This window comes from Acidimicrobiales bacterium, from assembly GCA_035546775.1.
Classification (GTDB): domain Bacteria; phylum Actinomycetota; class Acidimicrobiia; order Acidimicrobiales; family JACCXE01; genus JACCXE01.
In genome coordinates, this window is record DASZWD010000030.1 from 298,431 (window position 1) to 314,543 (window position 16,113).

The 16,113-nt window shown below is 69.1% G+C and carries 14 protein-coding genes; 8 read left to right on the plus strand and 6 right to left on the minus strand.

Features of this window, described 5'->3' with window-relative positions; translation table 11 throughout:
- Nucleotides 1-31 precede the first annotated feature (31 nt).
- From VHC63_07315 to VHC63_07330, 4 genes are read left to right on the plus strand one after another with little or no spacing between them, the layout of a single operon-like run.
- Nucleotides 32-1,168, plus strand: coding sequence for a serine hydrolase domain-containing protein (locus VHC63_07315; protein ID HVV36398.1), 1,137 nt, complete (start codon nt 32-34; stop codon nt 1,166-1,168).
- Nucleotides 1,165-1,773, plus strand: coding sequence for an SIS domain-containing protein (locus tag VHC63_07320; GenBank protein HVV36399.1), 609 nt, complete (start codon nt 1,165-1,167; stop codon nt 1,771-1,773). The genes VHC63_07315 and VHC63_07320 overlap by 4 nt, the downstream gene beginning before the upstream one ends.
- Nucleotides 1,763-2,683: a ribokinase gene (locus VHC63_07325; protein HVV36400.1), complete on the plus strand. Its 921-nt coding sequence runs from the start codon at nt 1,763-1,765 to the stop codon at nt 2,681-2,683. The genes VHC63_07320 and VHC63_07325 overlap by 11 nt, the downstream gene beginning before the upstream one ends.
- Nucleotides 2,680-3,816 (plus strand): SGNH/GDSL hydrolase family protein, encoded by a 1,137-nt coding sequence (locus VHC63_07330; GenBank protein ID HVV36401.1) that lies wholly within the window; start codon nt 2,680-2,682, stop codon nt 3,814-3,816. Before VHC63_07325 ends, VHC63_07330 begins: the two co-directional genes overlap by 4 nt.
- On the opposite strand, the gene VHC63_07335 is transcribed toward VHC63_07330, so the two are convergent.
- Together VHC63_07335 and VHC63_07340 are read right to left on the minus strand one after the other, a co-directional pair.
- Nucleotides 3,813-5,414 carry a hypothetical protein gene (locus tag VHC63_07335; protein ID HVV36402.1) on the minus strand — a complete coding sequence of 534 codons (1,602 nt, stop codon included), beginning with the start codon at nt 5,412-5,414 and terminating at the stop codon, nt 3,813-3,815. The two genes, VHC63_07330 and VHC63_07335, sit on opposite strands and share 4 nt — an antisense overlap.
- A complete protein-coding gene (locus VHC63_07340) occupies nt 5,411-6,304 on the minus strand; it encodes an ABC transporter ATP-binding protein (GenBank protein HVV36403.1) in 894 nt (297 codons plus the stop codon). The genes VHC63_07335 and VHC63_07340 overlap by 4 nt, the downstream gene beginning before the upstream one ends.
- Before the next feature lie 43 nt (nt 6,305-6,347).
- Between VHC63_07340 and VHC63_07345 the strand changes: the two genes are divergently transcribed.
- Nucleotides 6,348-7,952 carry an MFS transporter gene (locus tag VHC63_07345; protein HVV36404.1) on the plus strand — a complete coding sequence of 535 codons (1,605 nt, stop codon included), beginning with the start codon at nt 6,348-6,350 and terminating at the stop codon, nt 7,950-7,952.
- Here VHC63_07345 and VHC63_07350 read toward each other — a convergent pair.
- A complete protein-coding gene (locus VHC63_07350; GenBank protein ID HVV36405.1) occupies nt 7,905-10,325 on the minus strand; it encodes a glycoside hydrolase family 3 C-terminal domain-containing protein in 2,421 nt (806 codons plus the stop codon). The genes VHC63_07345 and VHC63_07350 overlap by 48 nt on opposite strands.
- The gene (locus tag VHC63_07355; GenBank protein ID HVV36406.1) at nt 10,322-10,879 is read right to left on the minus strand and encodes a class I SAM-dependent methyltransferase; all 558 of its coding nucleotides are present in this window, start codon (nt 10,877-10,879) and stop codon (nt 10,322-10,324) included. The genes VHC63_07350 and VHC63_07355 overlap by 4 nt, the downstream gene beginning before the upstream one ends.
- Nucleotides 10,880-10,951: 72 nt before the next feature.
- Between VHC63_07355 and VHC63_07360 the strand changes: the two genes are divergently transcribed.
- Nucleotides 10,952-11,860, plus strand: a complete 909-nt coding sequence (locus tag VHC63_07360; protein HVV36407.1) for a cation diffusion facilitator family transporter — start codon at nt 10,952-10,954, stop codon at nt 11,858-11,860.
- A 30-nt stretch (nt 11,861-11,890) separates the two neighbouring features.
- On the opposite strand, the gene VHC63_07365 is transcribed toward VHC63_07360, so the two are convergent.
- Together VHC63_07365 and VHC63_07370 are read right to left on the minus strand one after the other, a co-directional pair.
- Complete coding sequence (locus tag VHC63_07365) at nt 11,891-12,694, minus strand: maleylpyruvate isomerase N-terminal domain-containing protein (GenBank protein HVV36408.1); 804 nt, start codon at nt 12,692-12,694, stop codon at nt 11,891-11,893.
- A complete protein-coding gene (locus tag VHC63_07370; protein HVV36409.1) occupies nt 12,695-13,630 on the minus strand; it encodes an SDR family NAD(P)-dependent oxidoreductase in 936 nt (311 codons plus the stop codon). It abuts the gene before it with no gap.
- Between the two features lie 19 nt (nt 13,631-13,649).
- Between VHC63_07370 and VHC63_07375 the strand changes: the two genes are divergently transcribed.
- Both VHC63_07375 and VHC63_07380 read left to right on the plus strand, forming a co-directional pair.
- Nucleotides 13,650-14,477, plus strand: a complete 828-nt coding sequence (locus VHC63_07375) for a dienelactone hydrolase family protein (protein ID HVV36410.1) — start codon at nt 13,650-13,652, stop codon at nt 14,475-14,477.
- Between the two features lie 15 nt (nt 14,478-14,492).
- Entirely contained in the window at nt 14,493-16,091 is a 1,599-nt protein-coding gene (locus VHC63_07380; GenBank protein ID HVV36411.1) for an NAD(P)/FAD-dependent oxidoreductase, read from the plus strand.
- Nucleotides 16,092-16,113 lie beyond the last annotated feature (22 nt).

A 16,113-nucleotide genomic window follows, 5' to 3' on the forward strand; every position in this document is an offset into this window, starting at 1 on the left:
TCGTTGAAGGTACAGCCGTTAGGTTGCGCACATGGTTGACATTCAGGGGACGTGCGACGAGCGCTACACCAAGGTGCGCGACGTGCTGGCCAGCAATCTCGAGTCGGGCGCCGACGCGGGCGCGTCGGTCGCGGTACTGAAAGACGGCGAGCTCGTCGTCGACATCTGGGGCGGCACCGTGGACCTCGTCGACGGCCCAGCGGACACGCCGTGGCAGCGCGACACGCTCGTCAACGTGTATTCGTCGACGAAGACGATGTGCAACCTCAGCGCGCTCGTGTGCGCCGACCGGGGCCTCATCGACCTCGACGCTCCCGTCGCCACCTACTGGCCCGAGTTTGCCGAAGGCGGTAAGGACAGCGTGCGCATTCGCCACCTGTTGTCGCACACCGCCGGCTTGGCCGGCTTCGAAGAACCGATGGAGCCTGACGACCTTTACGACTGGGAAAAGTGCTGCGCCCGCCTGGCGGCCCAGACACCCTGGTGGGAGCCCGGCACGGCGTCGGGCTATCACGCCGTCACGCAGGGCTACCTCGTAGGCGAAGTCGTTCGGCGCGTCACCGGCAAGAGTCTCGGCACGTTCTTCCGCGAGGAACTCGCCGAGCCGCTCGGCGCCGACTTCCACATCGGCACCGGGCCCGAGTACGACCCGCGCGTCGGCAAGCTCATTCCGCCCGCCGATCCGATCGTGCCGACCAACGCCGACGAGACGGGCCTCGTCTACAGGACCTTCACCAACCCGATGGTGAAGGCCGAGGCCTCGTGGACACCCGAATGGCGGCGCGCCGAGATCCCGGCGGCGAACGGGCACGGCAATGCAAGGTCGATCGCGCAGGTGCAGTCGATCGTGTCGCACGGCGGCTCCCGCGACGGAAACCAGTTCGTCTCGCCCGCGACGCTCGACCGCATCTTCGACGTGCAGTACGAAGGCACCGACCTCATCCTCGGCGTTCCGATGGTGTTCGGCATCGGCTACGGGCTGCTCAAGCTGCCGGGCATGGAGCGCACGTGCTTCTGGGGCGGGTGGGGTGGCTCGGTCGTGTTCAACGATCTCGCCCGGCGCATGACCGTGGTGTATGTGATGAACAAGATGGGCGCGGGCACGACGGGCGATTCGCGCGGCATCGGCGTCGTGTTCGCTGCCTTCGAAGCCGCCGGAGCCGAATGACCTCGTCGGTCGACGACGGCCTCGCGGCGGGACTCGACTCGCTGCAGCGCACCGCCGCGGCCATCGCCGCGCTCCCGGCGCGTAGCGCCGGCGCGTTGCGCGCCGCCGCCCAGCTGGTGCTCGACCGCCACGGCGCCCTCGTCGTCACCGGCCTCGGCAAGTCGGGACTCGTGGGCGCCAAGCTGGCGGCGACGTTCGCCAGCACCGGCACGGTCTCGTACTTCGTGCACGCCGCCGATGCGCTCCACGGCGACTCCGGCATGGTGCGCCCCGACGACGTGCTGCTGGCACTGTCGTACCGCGGCGAGACCGCGGAGGTCGTCGCCTTCGCTCGCATGGCGGCGGCGCGCGGCGTGCCGGTGATCTCGGTCACCGGTTGCGGGGGTTCGTCAAGCCTCGCCGCGCTCGCGGCGGTCACCCTCGACGGCTGCATCGAACGCGAGGGCGACCCGCACGACCTGGCGCCGACCGTGTCCACGAGCGTGGCCCTCGCACTGGGCGACGCGCTCGCCGTCACGTTGATGGTGGCCCGCGGGTTCGGGCCCGACGACTTCAAGACGTTCCACCCCGGTGGCTCGCTCGGGAGGATGCTCGATGGCCAGTAAGACGGTGTGCGTCGTCGGCTCGTTCATGATGGACGTGGTCGTGCGCACGGCGACGCGGCCGGCGGTCGGCGAGACGGTGATCGGCCGCTCCGTCGACTTCTTCCTCGGCGGCAAGGGGTTCAACCAAGCGGTTGCCAGCGCCCGCTACGGCGCGCCGACGGCGATGGTCGGCCGCGTCGGCACCGACGCCTTCGGCGACGAGTTCATCGACGCGCTGGCGCGCCTGGGCATCCACGCCGAATTCGTGAGCCGCGACCGCACGGTGGGCACGGGTGTCGGCGTGCCGATCGTCGACGACACCGGCGCCAACTCGATCATCGTCGTACCCCAAGCCAACCTCGAGTGCAGCCCCCGACATATCGAGGACGCCGCCGAAGTCATCCGCAACGCCGCGGTCGTCCTGGCGCAGCTCGAGCTGCCCTACGACTCGGTCGCCGAGGCGCTGCGCATCGCCCGCGACGCCGGCGTGCGGACCGTCCTCGATCCCGCCCCGATGGGCGCCGAATCGCTGGCGCGTTTCCGCGGCCTCGTCGATCTCGTCACGCCCAACGAGTCCGAAGCCGCCACCATCGCGCCCGACGCCGGCGACGACCCCGCGACGATCGCCGCGGCCGTCGCCGCTGCCCTCGACGCGCCGGCGGTGCTCCTCACGCTCGGCGAGCGCGGCGCGCTGCTGTGGCACGACGGCCACGTGGTCAAGTTCGAGCGCCACGTCGTGAAGGTCGTCGACACCGTCGGCGCCGGCGACGCCACCAGCGGCGCGCTGGCTGCGGCGTGGGCCGGTGGCGCATCCCTCGGCGACGCGGCGCGGGTCGGCAACGCCGCCGGCGCGCTGGCGTGCACGATCGCCGGCGCCGAACCGTCCATGCCGCACCGGGTGGCGATCGATCAGCTGCTGGGGGGCTCATGACACAACGCATCCAACTGCCCGACGATCGCATCGAAGTCGCCGGCGCCATCGCCGCGGACGTCACCGACTCGGGCGTGACGCCGCGCCGCATCGACAACGCCTACCGCCACCAGTTCCCGCCGGAGGTCGAGTTTCTGGCGTCGTCACCGAGCGGGGTGCGGTTGCGCTTCGCCACCGACGCGCGCACCGTCGGCCTCGAACTGCTCGCTACCCATCTCGCCGTCGGCGACGTGGTCTACGCCGCTGCCGTAGACCTGCTGGCCGACGGCCAACTCGTCAACTCGACGCCGTTCAGCGACGGCAACGTCCTGCGCGTCATCGTCGAGACGCAGGGATTCAACTTCGAACCCGGCGGTGCCGTCACGTTGTCCTTTGACGTGCCGCCGGGCGCCCAGGTCCTCGAATTCTGGTTGCCCAATACGTCGATCGTGGAGGCGCGGGCCGTCACCATCGACGACGGCGCCACGCTCAGCCCCGCGCCGCCCGACAACCGCCGCAGGTGGGTGCACCACGGCTCGTCGATCAGCCACTGCATGGAGGCCTACAGTGGCTCGCGTACCTGGCCGGCGACCGCCGCCCGGCTGGCGGACGTGAACCTCGTCAACCTCGGCTTGGCCGGTCAGTGCCACCTCGACCAGTTCACGGCCCGCACGATGCGCGACACGTCCGCTGACCTCATCAGCCTCAAGTGCGGCATCAACCCGGTGAACGGCGACACGCTGCGGCTGCGCACGTTCGGCCCGGCGTTGCATGGCTTCCTCGACACCGTGCGTGACGGTCACCCCGACACGCCCCTGCTCGTGGTGTCGCCCATCCTGTGCCCCGCGCACGAGCACGCGCCCGGCCCGACAGATTCGACCGACGGCAAGGCGCGCTCGGCCGCGTCACCGGTCGCCGCCGAGCAGGGAGCGCTCACCCTCACACAGATCCGCAAAATCATCGCTTCGGTCGTAAAGGCGCGCCGCGACGCCGGCGACACGAACCTCCACTACCTCGACGGCCGCGCGCTGTTCGACGAGGCGGACCTCGACGACCTCCCCGACGGGCTGCATCCCAACGGCGACGGCTACATCCGCATGGGCGAGCGCTTCGCCAAACTCGCCTTCGGCGACGGCGGCGCCTTCGCCGGCTAACCGGGCTGGACGTCGCGGCGCTGGAGAGCCGCCGCGCCGCCGGCGGCGCACACCACGGCGACGGCAACCATCGCGGTCGTCGTCGCCCAGCGCGGATCGGCCGCCGGTGCCGCCGCCAAGTGGTGGATGATCGACGTATCGAGGATGAAGTGGTTGAGCTTCACGAGCGCGCCGATCATTTCGACGAGGAACGACCACGCCACGACTCCGTAGGCGACCGCTGACCCGGGCCGCCCGGCAACGCCGTAGACCAGCGTGCCCACGCCGAGGACGAGCAGCCCGGGCCCGACGACGTTGATACCGGCGAGCATCATGTCGCCGAAGGAAATGTCGCCGCCCGACGCCGCCACGCCGATCCAGCCCCCGAACCCGACGATGCACGCCATGACGACGAGCGCGCCGGCGGCGATGGCGGTGCGCGTCGCCAGCCACGCCCGGCGCGTCAGCGGTCCCGCGGTCAGGTACTCGAGTCGACCGTCGGCTTCCTCGGCGCGACTGGCGGAGATGAAGGTGGCCGCGGTGAGACCGAGGAGCGCCGAGATCATGACGAAGGTCACGCCGATGTAGCCCTTGGCCGACAGTTCCGCGCCCATGCGCTTGAAGATGTCGGACGCGGCGTTGTTGTCGCCGAACGCATCGCTGACGGCGGTGCTCACCGTCCCGAACATGGCGGCAAACAGACCGACGCCGATCGTCCATGCGATCGACGTGCCGCGCAGCAACCGCAGCGCGAGTCCCGCGGGCGATTGCAGCAGCGCGGTCCTCGCCACCGCCGTGTCGCGGCTGGGCCACACTCCCTGACCGAGGTCGCGCCGCGACGAGACCGCGATGGCGAGGGCCACCGCGGCGACCACGCCGATCAGGACGAGCAGCAACGGAGCCGGGTTGGTTCCGGTCAACGCGTGCGTCTTGTCCATCCATCCGAGCGGGCTGCTCCAAGCCAACCACGCCGCGCCGGCGACCGACCCGGCGATGGCGCGCGCGACGAATGCCGCGCCGAGCACTGCGCCCGCAATCGACGCCGCGGCGCGGCGCGTCGAGGCGAACTGGGCGGCGACCGCGCCCACGGCGAGGAACAGCGCGGCGAGGGCGCACGCCACCAGTGAGAAGAACACCGCGGCGGTCCACGACCAGTAGTGACCGAAGACGCCGACGCAGATGAACCACGACACGACGGTGGCGAACAGCAGGAGCCACGTTACGGCCAGCCCCGCGAGTTGATACGCGAACCCGAGGCGCCGGCTGACCGGACCGGCAAAGTAGAGATCGGTGCGGCCCGCCTCCTCGTCGCCCCGCAAGATCTTCGTGGCCAGCAGCAGGGCCCACACAGCCCCGATGACGCCGAACAGGGTGCCGCAGCGCCACGCCGTGAACCCGTTCACCGTGTCGAGGGCTCGTGCCGGGCCGAAGAGCGAACGGATGCCGCTGTTGCTCCCCAGGGTGGCGACGATGTCGCGGCGGTCCTTCGCCGTCGGGTAGGCCGCCGCGTAGCCGTACGCCGACACCCACACGAACAGCCCGAAGACGCTGCCCCAGATGACCGCACCGCGTCGCTGCTGGCGATAGATCAGCTCCACGATCGCCCGGCCGCCCCTCACGACTGCGCCGGCTCCCGCCCGTAATGCGCCAGGAAAAGTTCCTCGAGCGACGGCTCGCGACTGAACATGCTCACGACCTGATGACCGTCGAGCGCGTCGAGCAGCGGCTGGATCGGGCCGGCGATCTGACACCGAACCGACTTGCCGTCGACACTGACATCGCGCACGCCCTTCACCTTCGCCAGCGCCGGCGGCCGCCCGCTGAACTTGATCTCGACGGTGACGGCGGACGCGATGCGCAGCTCGTCGATCGACCCGGACTCGACGAGCCGGCCGGCGCGCAGGATGGCGACGCGATCGGCGACGGCCTCGACCTCCGACAGGATGTGGGACGACAGGAACACGGTCTGGCCGCGGTCTTTCGCGTCGCGCATGGCGGCGCGGAACTCTTGTTCCATCAGCGGGTCGAGGCCGATGGTCGGCTCGTCCATGATCAACAGGTCGGCGCGCGATGCGAACGCCGCGATCAGCACGATCTTCTGCCGGTTGCCCTTGCTGTACGCGCGCGCCTTCTTGGTCGGATCGAAGTCGAAGCGATCGATCAACTCGCGGCGGTACGGCTCGTCGACCGATCCGTGCACGTTGGCCAAAAGGTGCAGGATCTCCTCACCGGTCAGCGTGGGCCACATCGCCGCCTCGCCCGGAACGAACGCCACCCGCTTGTGGATCTCGACGGCGTCGCGCTCGGCGTGGAGCCCGAACAACTCGGCGCGTCCCGCCGTCGGACGGATGAGGCCGAGCAGCAGCCGGATGGTCGTCGTCTTGCCGGCGCCGTTGGGCCCGAGGAAGCCGAGCACCTCGCCGTCGTGGACGTCGAGGTCGAGTTCGTGCAGGGCGTCGACAGCGCCGTAGCGCTTCGTCAACCGCTCGCAATGGATGACGGCCGCCATACCGGGGGAACATATCGCTCCGAAGTTCGGTTAGAACGGAACCATGCGTCCGATCACGACCGACCGCGACCTCGCGTATCGCCGGCGCTGGCTCACCCTCGCCGTCTTGTGCGTCAGCCTGCTGGTCATCGTGCTGGACAACACGATTCTCAACGTCGCCATCCCGACGATGGCGAAGCCGAAGGCCGCGGGTGGCCTGGCGGCGAGCGCCAGCCAACTCCAGTGGATCGTCGACTCCTACACGGTCGTCTTCGCCGGCTTGCTGCTCACCGCCGGCAGCCTCGGTGACCGATTCGGGCGGTATCGCGCTCTTGCCATCGGTCTTGTCATCTTCGGCGGCGGATCGTTGCTGAGTTCGCTGGCGACCTCCGCGTCGATGCTGATCGCCACCCGCTCGCTCATGGGCATCGGCGGCGCGTTCATCATGCCTTCGACCTTGTCGTTGCTGACCAACGTGTTCCTCGACCCGATCGAGCGGCGCAAGGCGATCGGCGTGTGGGCCGGCGTCGCCGGACTCGGATCGCTCGGCCCCATCACCGGTGGCTTCCTACTGGCGCACTTCTGGTGGGGTTCGGTATTCCTCGTCAACGTACCGATCGTGATCATCGGGCTCGTCGCCGGCTACTTCCTCATTCCCGATTCGCGGGACCCCTCCGCGCCGAAGCTCGACCCGCTCGGGGCGTTGCTGTCGATCGCGGGACTCGGCACGATCCTGTGGGCCGTTATCGAAGCGCCCAACAACGGTTGGGGCGCGTCGTCCACGCTCGCCGCCTTCGCCGTCGGAGGCGTCATCCTCGCCGCCTTCATCTGGTGGGAGCTGAAGACGCCGAGCCCGATGCTCAATATGCACTTCTTCCGCAACCCGCGCTTTTCGGGTGCGAGCAGCGCCATCATGCTGACGTTCTTCACCCTGTTCGGCCTGCTGTTCGTGCTGACGCAGTTCCTCCAGGTCGTGCTCGGGTTCTCCGCACTCAAGGCCGGACTCGTCCTCGGGCCCCAGGCGCTCACGATGCTGGTGTTCGCCCCGCTGTCACCGCGCTGGGTCGGCAAGTGGGGCAACAAGTTCGTCGTCGCCGGCGGCCTCGTCATCATCGCCGCCAGCCTCGGTGCGATGGCGCGGCTCGACCAGACGACCGCCGTGTGGGAGGTCATCGGCGCCACGATGATCATGGGTCTGGGCATGGCCAACGTGATGGCGCCGGCCACCGACTCGATCATGGGATCGCTGCCGCGGGCCAAGGCGGGCGTCGGGTCAGCCGTGAACGACACGACGCGGCAAGCGGGCGGCGCCTTCGGTGTGGCGGTGCTCGGTTCGCTGCTGTCGTCGCGCTACGCCAGCGAAGTCACCCACATCCTCGGCAAGGGGGCGCCCGTCCTCGCCGCCGTCAAGAACAACGTCGGCGCCGCGCACGGCTTCGCCCTGACCAAGCTGAACGACGCCCCGGCGTTGCAGCGCCACATCATCGACGTGTCGAACCGGGCCTTCATCAGCGGCTTCCACTACGCGGCGGTCGTCGGCGTGGGTGTGCTGCTCGTAACCGCGTTGGCCGTGTTGCGCTTCCTGCCGTCGCGGGGCGACGACGAGCCGATCCCCGAGGCGCTAGGCCTCCCAGACGACGCGCACGTTCCGGCGGATATCACCGGCTGACGCGCCGAGGAGGAGTTCGAACTCGCCCGCCTCAGCGCGCCACGCGTGTGCCGCCGGGTCCCAGAACTGGAACGCACGGTCGTCGAGCGCGATGTCGACGCTGCCCGTCGCCCCGGCGTCGAGCGCGATGCGGGCGAAGCCTTTGAGCTCCTTCTCGGGCCGCACGAGTGACGACTCGACATCCCGCACGTAGAGCTGCACCACGCACTCTCCGGCCCGCGCCCCCGTGTTGGTGACCGGCACCGACACGGTGAGGCCGCGGCCCGGTCCGGTCGTAGGCGCCGACGTCGTTGGCTCACCGAAGGCGAAGGTCGTGTAGGACAGGCCGAAGCCGAACGGGAACAGCGGCTCGACCTTCGTCTGGTCGAAGGCGCGGTAGCCGACGAACAATCCTTCGCCGTAGAGCACCTCGCCGTTCTCGCCGGGGTAGTTGAGCATCGCCGGGATGTCCGCGAGGCGGTGAGCGAACGTCGTCGGCAGGCGGCCGGCCGCGTCCACGGCGCCCGTGAGCACGTCGGCTAGCGCGTTGCCCGCTTCCTGGCCGAGGTACCACAGCTGCACGATCGCCGCGACCTCGTCGCGCCACGGCATGGCCACGGGCGCACCGGCGTTCACGACCACGACGGTGTTGGGATTCACGGTCGCCACCGCGCGGATCAGTTCGTCTTGACCGGGCGGCAAGTCGATGCTCTTGCGGTCGAAACCCTCGGACTCCCACGTCGAGTCCATGCCGACGACGACGATCGCGACCTCCGCATTGCGGGCGGCGTCGACTGCGGCCGCCTGCAAGTCGTCGGGAATGGGCTCGAGCACCCGGATGTCGAGCAGCGAGCCGAACATGTGCGCCTCGAAGATCGACGCGTAGTCGAGGCGCACGGTGACGGACTCGCCCGCGGCGAGTTGCACCGTGCCCGCGATCGTGCGGCGCTCGCCCGCGGAGTCCCACTCGTCGACGAACACGGCGTCGCTGACCCACAAGCGGCAGCGGTCGAGCGTCCGGGCGCTGAAGGTGTGCAGTCCGTCGAACTCGGCGGTGAACGTGCCCTCGACGTGGCACGACCACGGCTCGCCGACGCCCGCCGGTTCGAACTGCGCATCCCAGCGGAACGCGGAGCGCGGCGTCGTCTCTTGCAGCACCGCCTCGCCGGCGACGTCGAGGCCGGCGAAGTAGCTGACCCGCAGGCCACCGTCCCACTGGTTGGGGTCGATCTGCGCCGCGCCGCGACCGAGGGTGGCCCCGCGCGCGGTGGTGATCGAGACGCCGTCGCCCAGCGCGTCGCGCAGGCCCTGCAGCGGCGACACCTCGTAGGGCGGCAACACGCCGGCGCTGCCACCGCCCTGCGTCGACGCGGTGGCTGCCAGCGGGCCGACGAGTGCGACCGTGTTCAAGGCGCTCGCGTGCAACGGCAGCACGTCGTTCTCGTTGCGCAGCAGCACGATGGCGCGCCGCGCCACGCGCCGGAGGAGATCGTTCGTCGCCGCGTTGTCGTCGTATCTTTCCCCCGCCGGCCCGCTGCCGTCGAGGACGCCGGTGCGCTCCATGAGCTGCAGCACCCGCCGCGCCCGTTCGGTGACGATGTCCTCGTCGAGATCGCCCGCGGTGACAGCCTTGGTCAGGAGATCACCGCGATAGGCAGAGGGCCCCGGCATCTCTAGGTCGAGACCGGCTTCGGCGGCGTCGACGGTGCTGTGCGTGCCGAACCAGTCGGACATGAACAGCCCGTCGTAGCCCCACTCCTCCCGCGCGATCGTCTCCATGATGAAGCCGTTCTCGCCGCACCAGGTGCCGTACACCTTGTTGTACGCCGTCATCATGGCGTGCGTGCCCGCGGCGACCGCCGACTCGAACGGCACGAGGTACAGCTCGCGCAGGGCGCGCTCGGGCACCTCGGAGCTGATCGTCATGCGCTCGAACTCGGAGTCGTTGGCGACGAAGTGCTTGACGGTGGTCGCCATGCCCTGGCTCTGCACGCCGTCGATGTAGGCGGCGGACAGACGGGCGGTGAGGAACGGGTCCTCGCTGAAGCACTCGAAGTTGCGCCCGGCCAGCGGCGTGCGGTGCAGGTTCACCGTCGGCGCCAGGATGACCGTCGCCCCCTTGGACCGCAGCTCGCCCGCGAGAGCAACGCCGACTTCACGCAGCAAGCCGGTGTCCCACGTGGCACCGAGCGCGGTGCCGCACGGGAACGACGCGCTCGCCGGGCCACCACTGACGTGGGCGCCGCGCACGCCGGCGGGCCCGTCGCTGACCTTGAGCTGCGGCACGCCGAGGCGGTCGATGGCCGGCGTGTGCCACCAGTCCTCGCCCGCGAGAAGCGAGACCTTCTCCTCGAGGGTCATTTCGGCCAGCAGCTTCTCGATGCGGTCGCTCATGCGGGTGATTGTTGCCGATGCACCGACACGGCATAGGTGCCGTCACCCGGAAACGGGTCGCCGTCCCAGGTGGCGTAACGCTCAGCCAGGGTCAGGCCCGCGGCGACGCAGTAGCTGTCGTAGTCGGTCAGTTCGACCTCGCGACCGAGGGAGAAGCCCGAGACGAGCACGCCGCCGGGTGCTACGTGGCGCGCGCAACCGGCGACGAGCGCGGCGCGGTTTTCCGCCGGCGTGAACAGCGGCACGTTGCCCGCCATGACGACGACGTCGAACAGGCGGCCGAGGTCAAGGGCGGCGAGGTCGGACCGGACCCATGTCAGATCCGGCGCGCGCCGCTGCGCCTCGTCCAGCATCGACGCGTTGACGTCGGCGCCGACCACCTGGACCCCGCGGCGCGCCAGCTCGATGGCGACGCGGCCACTGCCGCAACCGGCGTCGAGCACCGTCGCCGGATGAAAGCGCATCACGAAGTCGACCTCGCCGTGCACGTCGGCGCCCGACGCCGCCAGCTTGTCGAAGCGCGCTTGGTATTCGGCCCCGTCCCAGTCCGTCATGCGCTGAAACGTAGATTGAGGCCGCCCACCCACCCCGATCACTCTTGGTCGGCTCGCCTACGCTCGCCTCCCGTGCACGAAGGCGGCGTCAAAGCGATCATCGCCGCGTTCCTCGCCAACCTCGGGATCGCGGCGGCGAAACTGGTCGGCTTCGTGTTCACCGGTTCGGCCTCGATGCTGGCCGAGGCCATCCACTCCGCCGCCGACACCACCAATCAGGGCTTGCTCATGCTGGGGCGGCGCAAGGCGCAGCAGCCGGCCACGGCTGACCACCCGTTCGGCTACGGCCGCGAGCGGTTCTTCTGGTCCTTCATCGTTGCGCTGGTCATCTTCTCGTTCGGTGCCGTGTTCGCCCTTTTCGAGGGCGTCGACAAGCTCCGCCACCCGCACCACCTCGACTCAGCCGGCTGGGCGGTGGGAATCCTGCTGTTCGCCGTCGTGATGGAGGGCTACTCGTTCCGCACCGCCATCAACGAGAGCCGCGCTCTCAAGGGCACCGGTTCGTGGTGGGCCTTCATCCGCCGCTCACGCGTCCCGGAATTACCGGTCCTGCTGCTCGAGGACTTCGGAGCACTCGTCGGCCTGACGTTCGCGCTGGCGGGCGTCGCCCTCGCCGAAGCGACGGGCAACACGCGCTTCGACGCCTTGGGCAGCGTCGCCATCGGCGTGCTGTTGCTGTTCATCGCCGCCACTCTGGTGGTGGAGATGAAGAGCCTGCTGATCGGCGAGTCGGCGACGCGATCACAGCGCGAACTCATTCAACACGCGATCGTCGAGCATCCGAAGACGGCGAAGCTCATCTACATGCGTACCGAGCACCTCGGTCCCGAAGAACTGCTCGTGGGCGCCAAGATCGAGTTCGTCGACTGCATGGACGCGCGGGCGCTCGCAGCGGCCATCGACGACGTCGAAGTCGCTATTCGCGTCGCGGTGCCCGCCGCCCGGATCATCTACATCGAGCCCGACATCTTCCGCCCCTGACACAATCGGTACGATTGGGGTGTGGCCGGGTCAGGGACCTGGGAACGCCTTCGTGAACGCGGCGGCGAGTTCGACGTCGCCGGCATACACCGCCTCGGTTTCGAGCGGCCGACCCAGCAGCAGCGCCAGCAGGTCGCGGCGGGTCGCGGTGATGGTGGCGTCGCTGCGCGTGTCGTAGTCGGCGTAGCGCACTTCGGCCCGCCGCGGTTCGAGGGTGACAGTCCACGCGTCGCCCTCGGTCGTGCGCAGCAGCCACGTTCCTTCGTAGCTGCGGTCGATGGGCGGCTGATTGGCGAGGCGGTTGGCGAGCCGCTCGAAGCGCAGCGGTAACCCGGCGGCGACGAGGGTGTCGCTCCACGTGTCGAGGCCGAGTAACAGGTCGCCGCCGTGCACTTCGACCTCCGTCAAGCGCAGGGTGAGCAACTGCTCGACGGTCTGCGTGCCGATGTCGAAGGTGCCGACCGGCTCGTGGATCTCGACGCGAAAGTCGTCCTCGCGCAGCGTCGCCAGCGTGGCGTCGAGCCGCGCCCCACCTTCGACGAAGGACGCCAGCACGTCCGCGGGCGACTCCCCTGGCTGCGGGTGCAGCGTGCCCGGTCGCTGCTCGAGACGGCCTTCGGGGTAGTAGAGCGTCGGCGCACCGGCCAGGCCGGCGCGCACCATGCGCTCGATCGCCTCGCCGCCGTAGCGGAGATGGCACAGCACGGTGAGTCGGTCCCAGCCAGGCAGCAACGTCGGCGCATGCCAACCGGCGTCGTCGAGATGTTGTGCCACCGCCGCGATGGCGTCCTGCGCGACGGCGATGGCCCGCGCAATCGCCGGGCCGTCGCCCATCTACTGGTTGCCGATGAGGCTGAACATGGGCATGCCTTCGTCGTAGGCGTGCTCCGGATCGGCGCGCACCGCGGCGTCGAGCTTCTCGGCGTCTTCGCCCACGAGGATCCGCCACTTCCCGGCGCGCACGCCGTCGAGGATGATCGTTGCCGCCTGCGCGGCTGTCGTGGGCGCGCTGGACTTGAATCCCTCGGCCATCATCGTGCGGATGTTCGCGACGTCGTCGTCGCTCATACCGGAGCTGTCGAAACCGCGCTTGGCCATCTGCTCGCGGATTGTCGCGATGTCCTGCTCGCCGCCGAGGATGTCGGGCGTGTTCTTCAGGATGTCGGTGCCGATGTGGCCCGGCATCACCACGGCGACCTTCACGTGCGGGGCGTTCGTGCGGAAGTCCTCGATCAGCGCTTCGCTGAATCCCTTCACGGCGAACTTCGCCGCGCTGTACGCGGTGTGCGGCACGCCGGCGCCGACCGAGGCGTAGAAGCCGTTGACGCTCGACGTGTTGACGAGATAGCCGTCGTCGCTGGCCACCAGTAGCGGCACGAAGGCGCGGGCGCAGAGATAGACACCGCCCCAGCAGATGTTGAACGTGCGCTCCCACCCCGCACGGTCGCCGTCGACGAAGCTGAAGGCGCCGCCGACGCCGGCGTTGTTGAACAGCAGGTTGATGTAGTCGGTGTCGTGCTGCTGGACGACCTCGTCGCGGAACATCAGCACCTGGGTCTCGTCCGACACGTCGGCGATGTGAGTGGTGATCGCGTTGTCGCTCGACGGTGATGCTTCGCGCGCCAGTTTCTGGGTCTCGGCGAGCGTGTCGGGGTTGACGTCGCAGGTGGCGACCGACGCCCCTTCCGCCGCCAACTGGATGACGAGCTCGCGCCCCATGCCCGTGCCACCACCGGTGACCACCGCCAACTTGTCCGCGAAAGATTCCATGGGTATCTAACTTAAGCGGATGGCGGACGACTCGCTCGCGGACTTCGAGCGCACCACATTCACCCACGACGGCAAGACGCGCACGGTGTTCCGGAAAGGAACAGGACCGGCGGTCATCGTGATGGCCGAGATGCCCGGCATCACGCCGAAGGTCGCCGACTTCGCCCGCAAGGTCGCCGACATCGGCTGCACGGCGGTGATGCCGCACCTCTTCGGCCGTCCGGGCTACGACCCGACGGGCCACGGCAACGCGGCCACGGCGCGCTACATGCTCGAGACGATCGCCCCGATCTGCGTCAGCCGCGAGTTCACGGTGATGGCGACGGGCAAGTCGTCGCCGGTGATCGACTGGCTGCGGGCGCTCGCCGCGTCCGAGCACGAACGCTGCGGCGGGCCGGGCGTCGGCGCCATCGGCATGTGCTTCACCGGCGGGTTCGCGTTGGCGATGGCGACCCATCCGAGCCTGCTCGCCCCGGTGCTGAGTCAGCCGTCGCTGCCCTTCGCCCCGCCGTGGAAGAAGCAGAACGCCCACAACATCGACATCTCTTCCGCCGAGCTCGACGTGGTCAAGCGACGCTGCGCCGCCGAGGGCTTGACCGTGCTCGGTCTGCGGTTCAAGGGCGACTCGTTCGTGCCTGCCGCCCGGTTCGACTTCCTGCGTGAGCAGCTCGGCGACGCCTTTGTCGCCGTCGAGTTCGACGACGAACACGCCAACCCCGAGGCGAAGATGAAGAACCCGCACTCGGTGGTCACCGAACACCTCGTCGACCAGGAAGGCACGCCGACGCGGGCCGCCCTCGACCAGGTTCTGGACCTCTTCCGCCAGCGGTTGCTCTCCGTACCGTGAAGTACGGTGACCGGCATGGCTGATGTCGACGTCGTCGTAGTCGGGGCCGGTTTCGCCGGGCTCTACATGCTCCACAAGCTGCGCCAGCTCGGGTTCAGCGCCCGCGTGTTCGAGGTCGGCGACGGCGTCGGCGGCACCTGGTACTGGAACCGCTACCCGGGCGCCCGCTGCGACACCGAGTCGATGGAGTACTCCTACGGCTTCGACGACGACCTCCAGCAGGAGTGGCACTGGACCGAGCGCTACGCCACGCAGCCCGAGATCGAGCGCTACGCCAACCACGTGGCCGACCGCTACGGCCTGCGCGACGGAATCACGTTCAACACCCGGGTGACGGCGGCCACCTTCGACGAGGCCGACCATACGTGGCGCGTCCAGACCGACACTGGTGAAGACGTCACCGCTACCTACGTCGTGTTCGCCACCGGCTGTTTGTCGTCGGCGAACATGCCCGACATCGAAGGCATCGACACCTTCGAAGGCCTCGAGGTACACACGGGTCGCTACCCCAAGGAAGGCGTCGACTACAGCGGCAAGCGCGTGGCGGTCATCGGCACCGGATCCTCGGCCATCCAGTCGATCCCGATCATCGCCGAGCAGTGCGCCGATCTGACGGTGTTCCAGCGCACCGCCAACTACGCGGTGCCGGCGTGGAACCAACCGCTGGCGCCCGACGACGTCGCCGACATCAAGGAGCACTACGGCGAGTTCCGCGCCGCCAACCGCACGATGGCGGCGGGCTTCGGGTCGCGGTTGCCCGAAGGGACAGGCAAGGCCGTCGCCGAGTGCACGCCCGACGAGATCCGCGCGGAGCTCGACAAGCGCTGGGCCTACGGCGGGCTCGGGTTCCTCGGTGGGTTCATCGACGTGCTGCTCACGCCGTCGGCCAACGAAGTCGTCGCCGACTACGTACGCCAGAAGATCCGCGAGACGGTGAAGGACCCGAAGGTCGCCGAATTGTTGTCGCCCGAGCAGGTGATCGGGTGTAAGCGGCTGTGCGTCGACACCGGCTACTACGCGACCTTCAACAACGAGCACGTGCACCTCGTCGACATCAAGGAGACGCCGATCGAGCGCATCACCCCCGCCGGCGTGCTCACGAGCGAGCGCGAGTACGCCGTCGACATCATCGTGTTCGCCACCGGCTTCGACGCCATGACCGGTGCGCTGCTGTCGATCGACATCAAGGGCCGCGACGGCGTGTCGTTGCAGGACGCGTGGCACGCCGGGCCGCGCACGTATCTCGGCCTCGGCGTGAAGGGCTTCCCGAACATGTTCACCATCACCGGCCCGGGTTCGCCCTCGGTGCTGACCAACATGATGGTGTCGATCCAGCAGCACGTCGACTGGATCGGCGACTGTCTCACGTACCTGCGCGACCACCACGTCACCACCATCGAGGCCGAGCAGGAGGCGCAGGACGCCTGGGTCGACTACGTCAACACCATCGCGGCGTTCACCCTCTTCCCCACGTGCAACTCGTGGTACCTCGGCGCCAACGTCCCCGGCAAGACCCGCGTCTTCATGCCGCTGCTCGGCTACCCGCCGTACGAAGAGAAGTGCAACGACGTGGCCGCCAAGAACTACGAAGGCTTCGCCCTCACCCCCGCCTGACCCGTGTGCATCTCCAGGCCGG

Excerpts from the sequence above, each read along its gene's own strand:
- VHC63_07330 (HVV36401.1), top strand. The coding sequence starts at position 2,680 with ATGACACAACGCATCCAACTGCCCGACGATCGCATCGAAGTCGCCGGC.
- VHC63_07355 (HVV36406.1), bottom strand. The coding sequence starts at position 10,879 with ATGACGGACTGGGACGGGGCCGAATACCAAGCGCGCTTCGACAAGCTG.
- VHC63_07350 (HVV36405.1), bottom strand. The coding sequence starts at position 10,325 with ATGAGCGACCGCATCGAGAAGCTGCTGGCCGAAATGACCCTCGAGGAG.
- VHC63_07315 (HVV36398.1), top strand. The coding sequence starts at position 32 with ATGGTTGACATTCAGGGGACGTGCGACGAGCGCTACACCAAGGTGCGC.
- VHC63_07380 (HVV36411.1), top strand. The coding sequence starts at position 14,493 with ATGGCTGATGTCGACGTCGTCGTAGTCGGGGCCGGTTTCGCCGGGCTC.
- VHC63_07325 (HVV36400.1), top strand. The coding sequence starts at position 1,763 with ATGGCCAGTAAGACGGTGTGCGTCGTCGGCTCGTTCATGATGGACGTG.
- VHC63_07365 (HVV36408.1), bottom strand. The coding sequence starts at position 12,694 with ATGGGCGACGGCCCGGCGATTGCGCGGGCCATCGCCGTCGCGCAGGAC.
- VHC63_07320 (HVV36399.1), top strand. The coding sequence starts at position 1,165 with ATGACCTCGTCGGTCGACGACGGCCTCGCGGCGGGACTCGACTCGCTG.
- VHC63_07370 (HVV36409.1), bottom strand. The coding sequence starts at position 13,630 with ATGGAATCTTTCGCGGACAAGTTGGCGGTGGTCACCGGTGGTGGCACG.
- VHC63_07340 (HVV36403.1), bottom strand. The coding sequence starts at position 6,304 with ATGGCGGCCGTCATCCATTGCGAGCGGTTGACGAAGCGCTACGGCGCT.
- VHC63_07375 (HVV36410.1), top strand. The coding sequence starts at position 13,650 with ATGGCGGACGACTCGCTCGCGGACTTCGAGCGCACCACATTCACCCAC.
- VHC63_07345 (HVV36404.1), top strand. The coding sequence starts at position 6,348 with ATGCGTCCGATCACGACCGACCGCGACCTCGCGTATCGCCGGCGCTGG.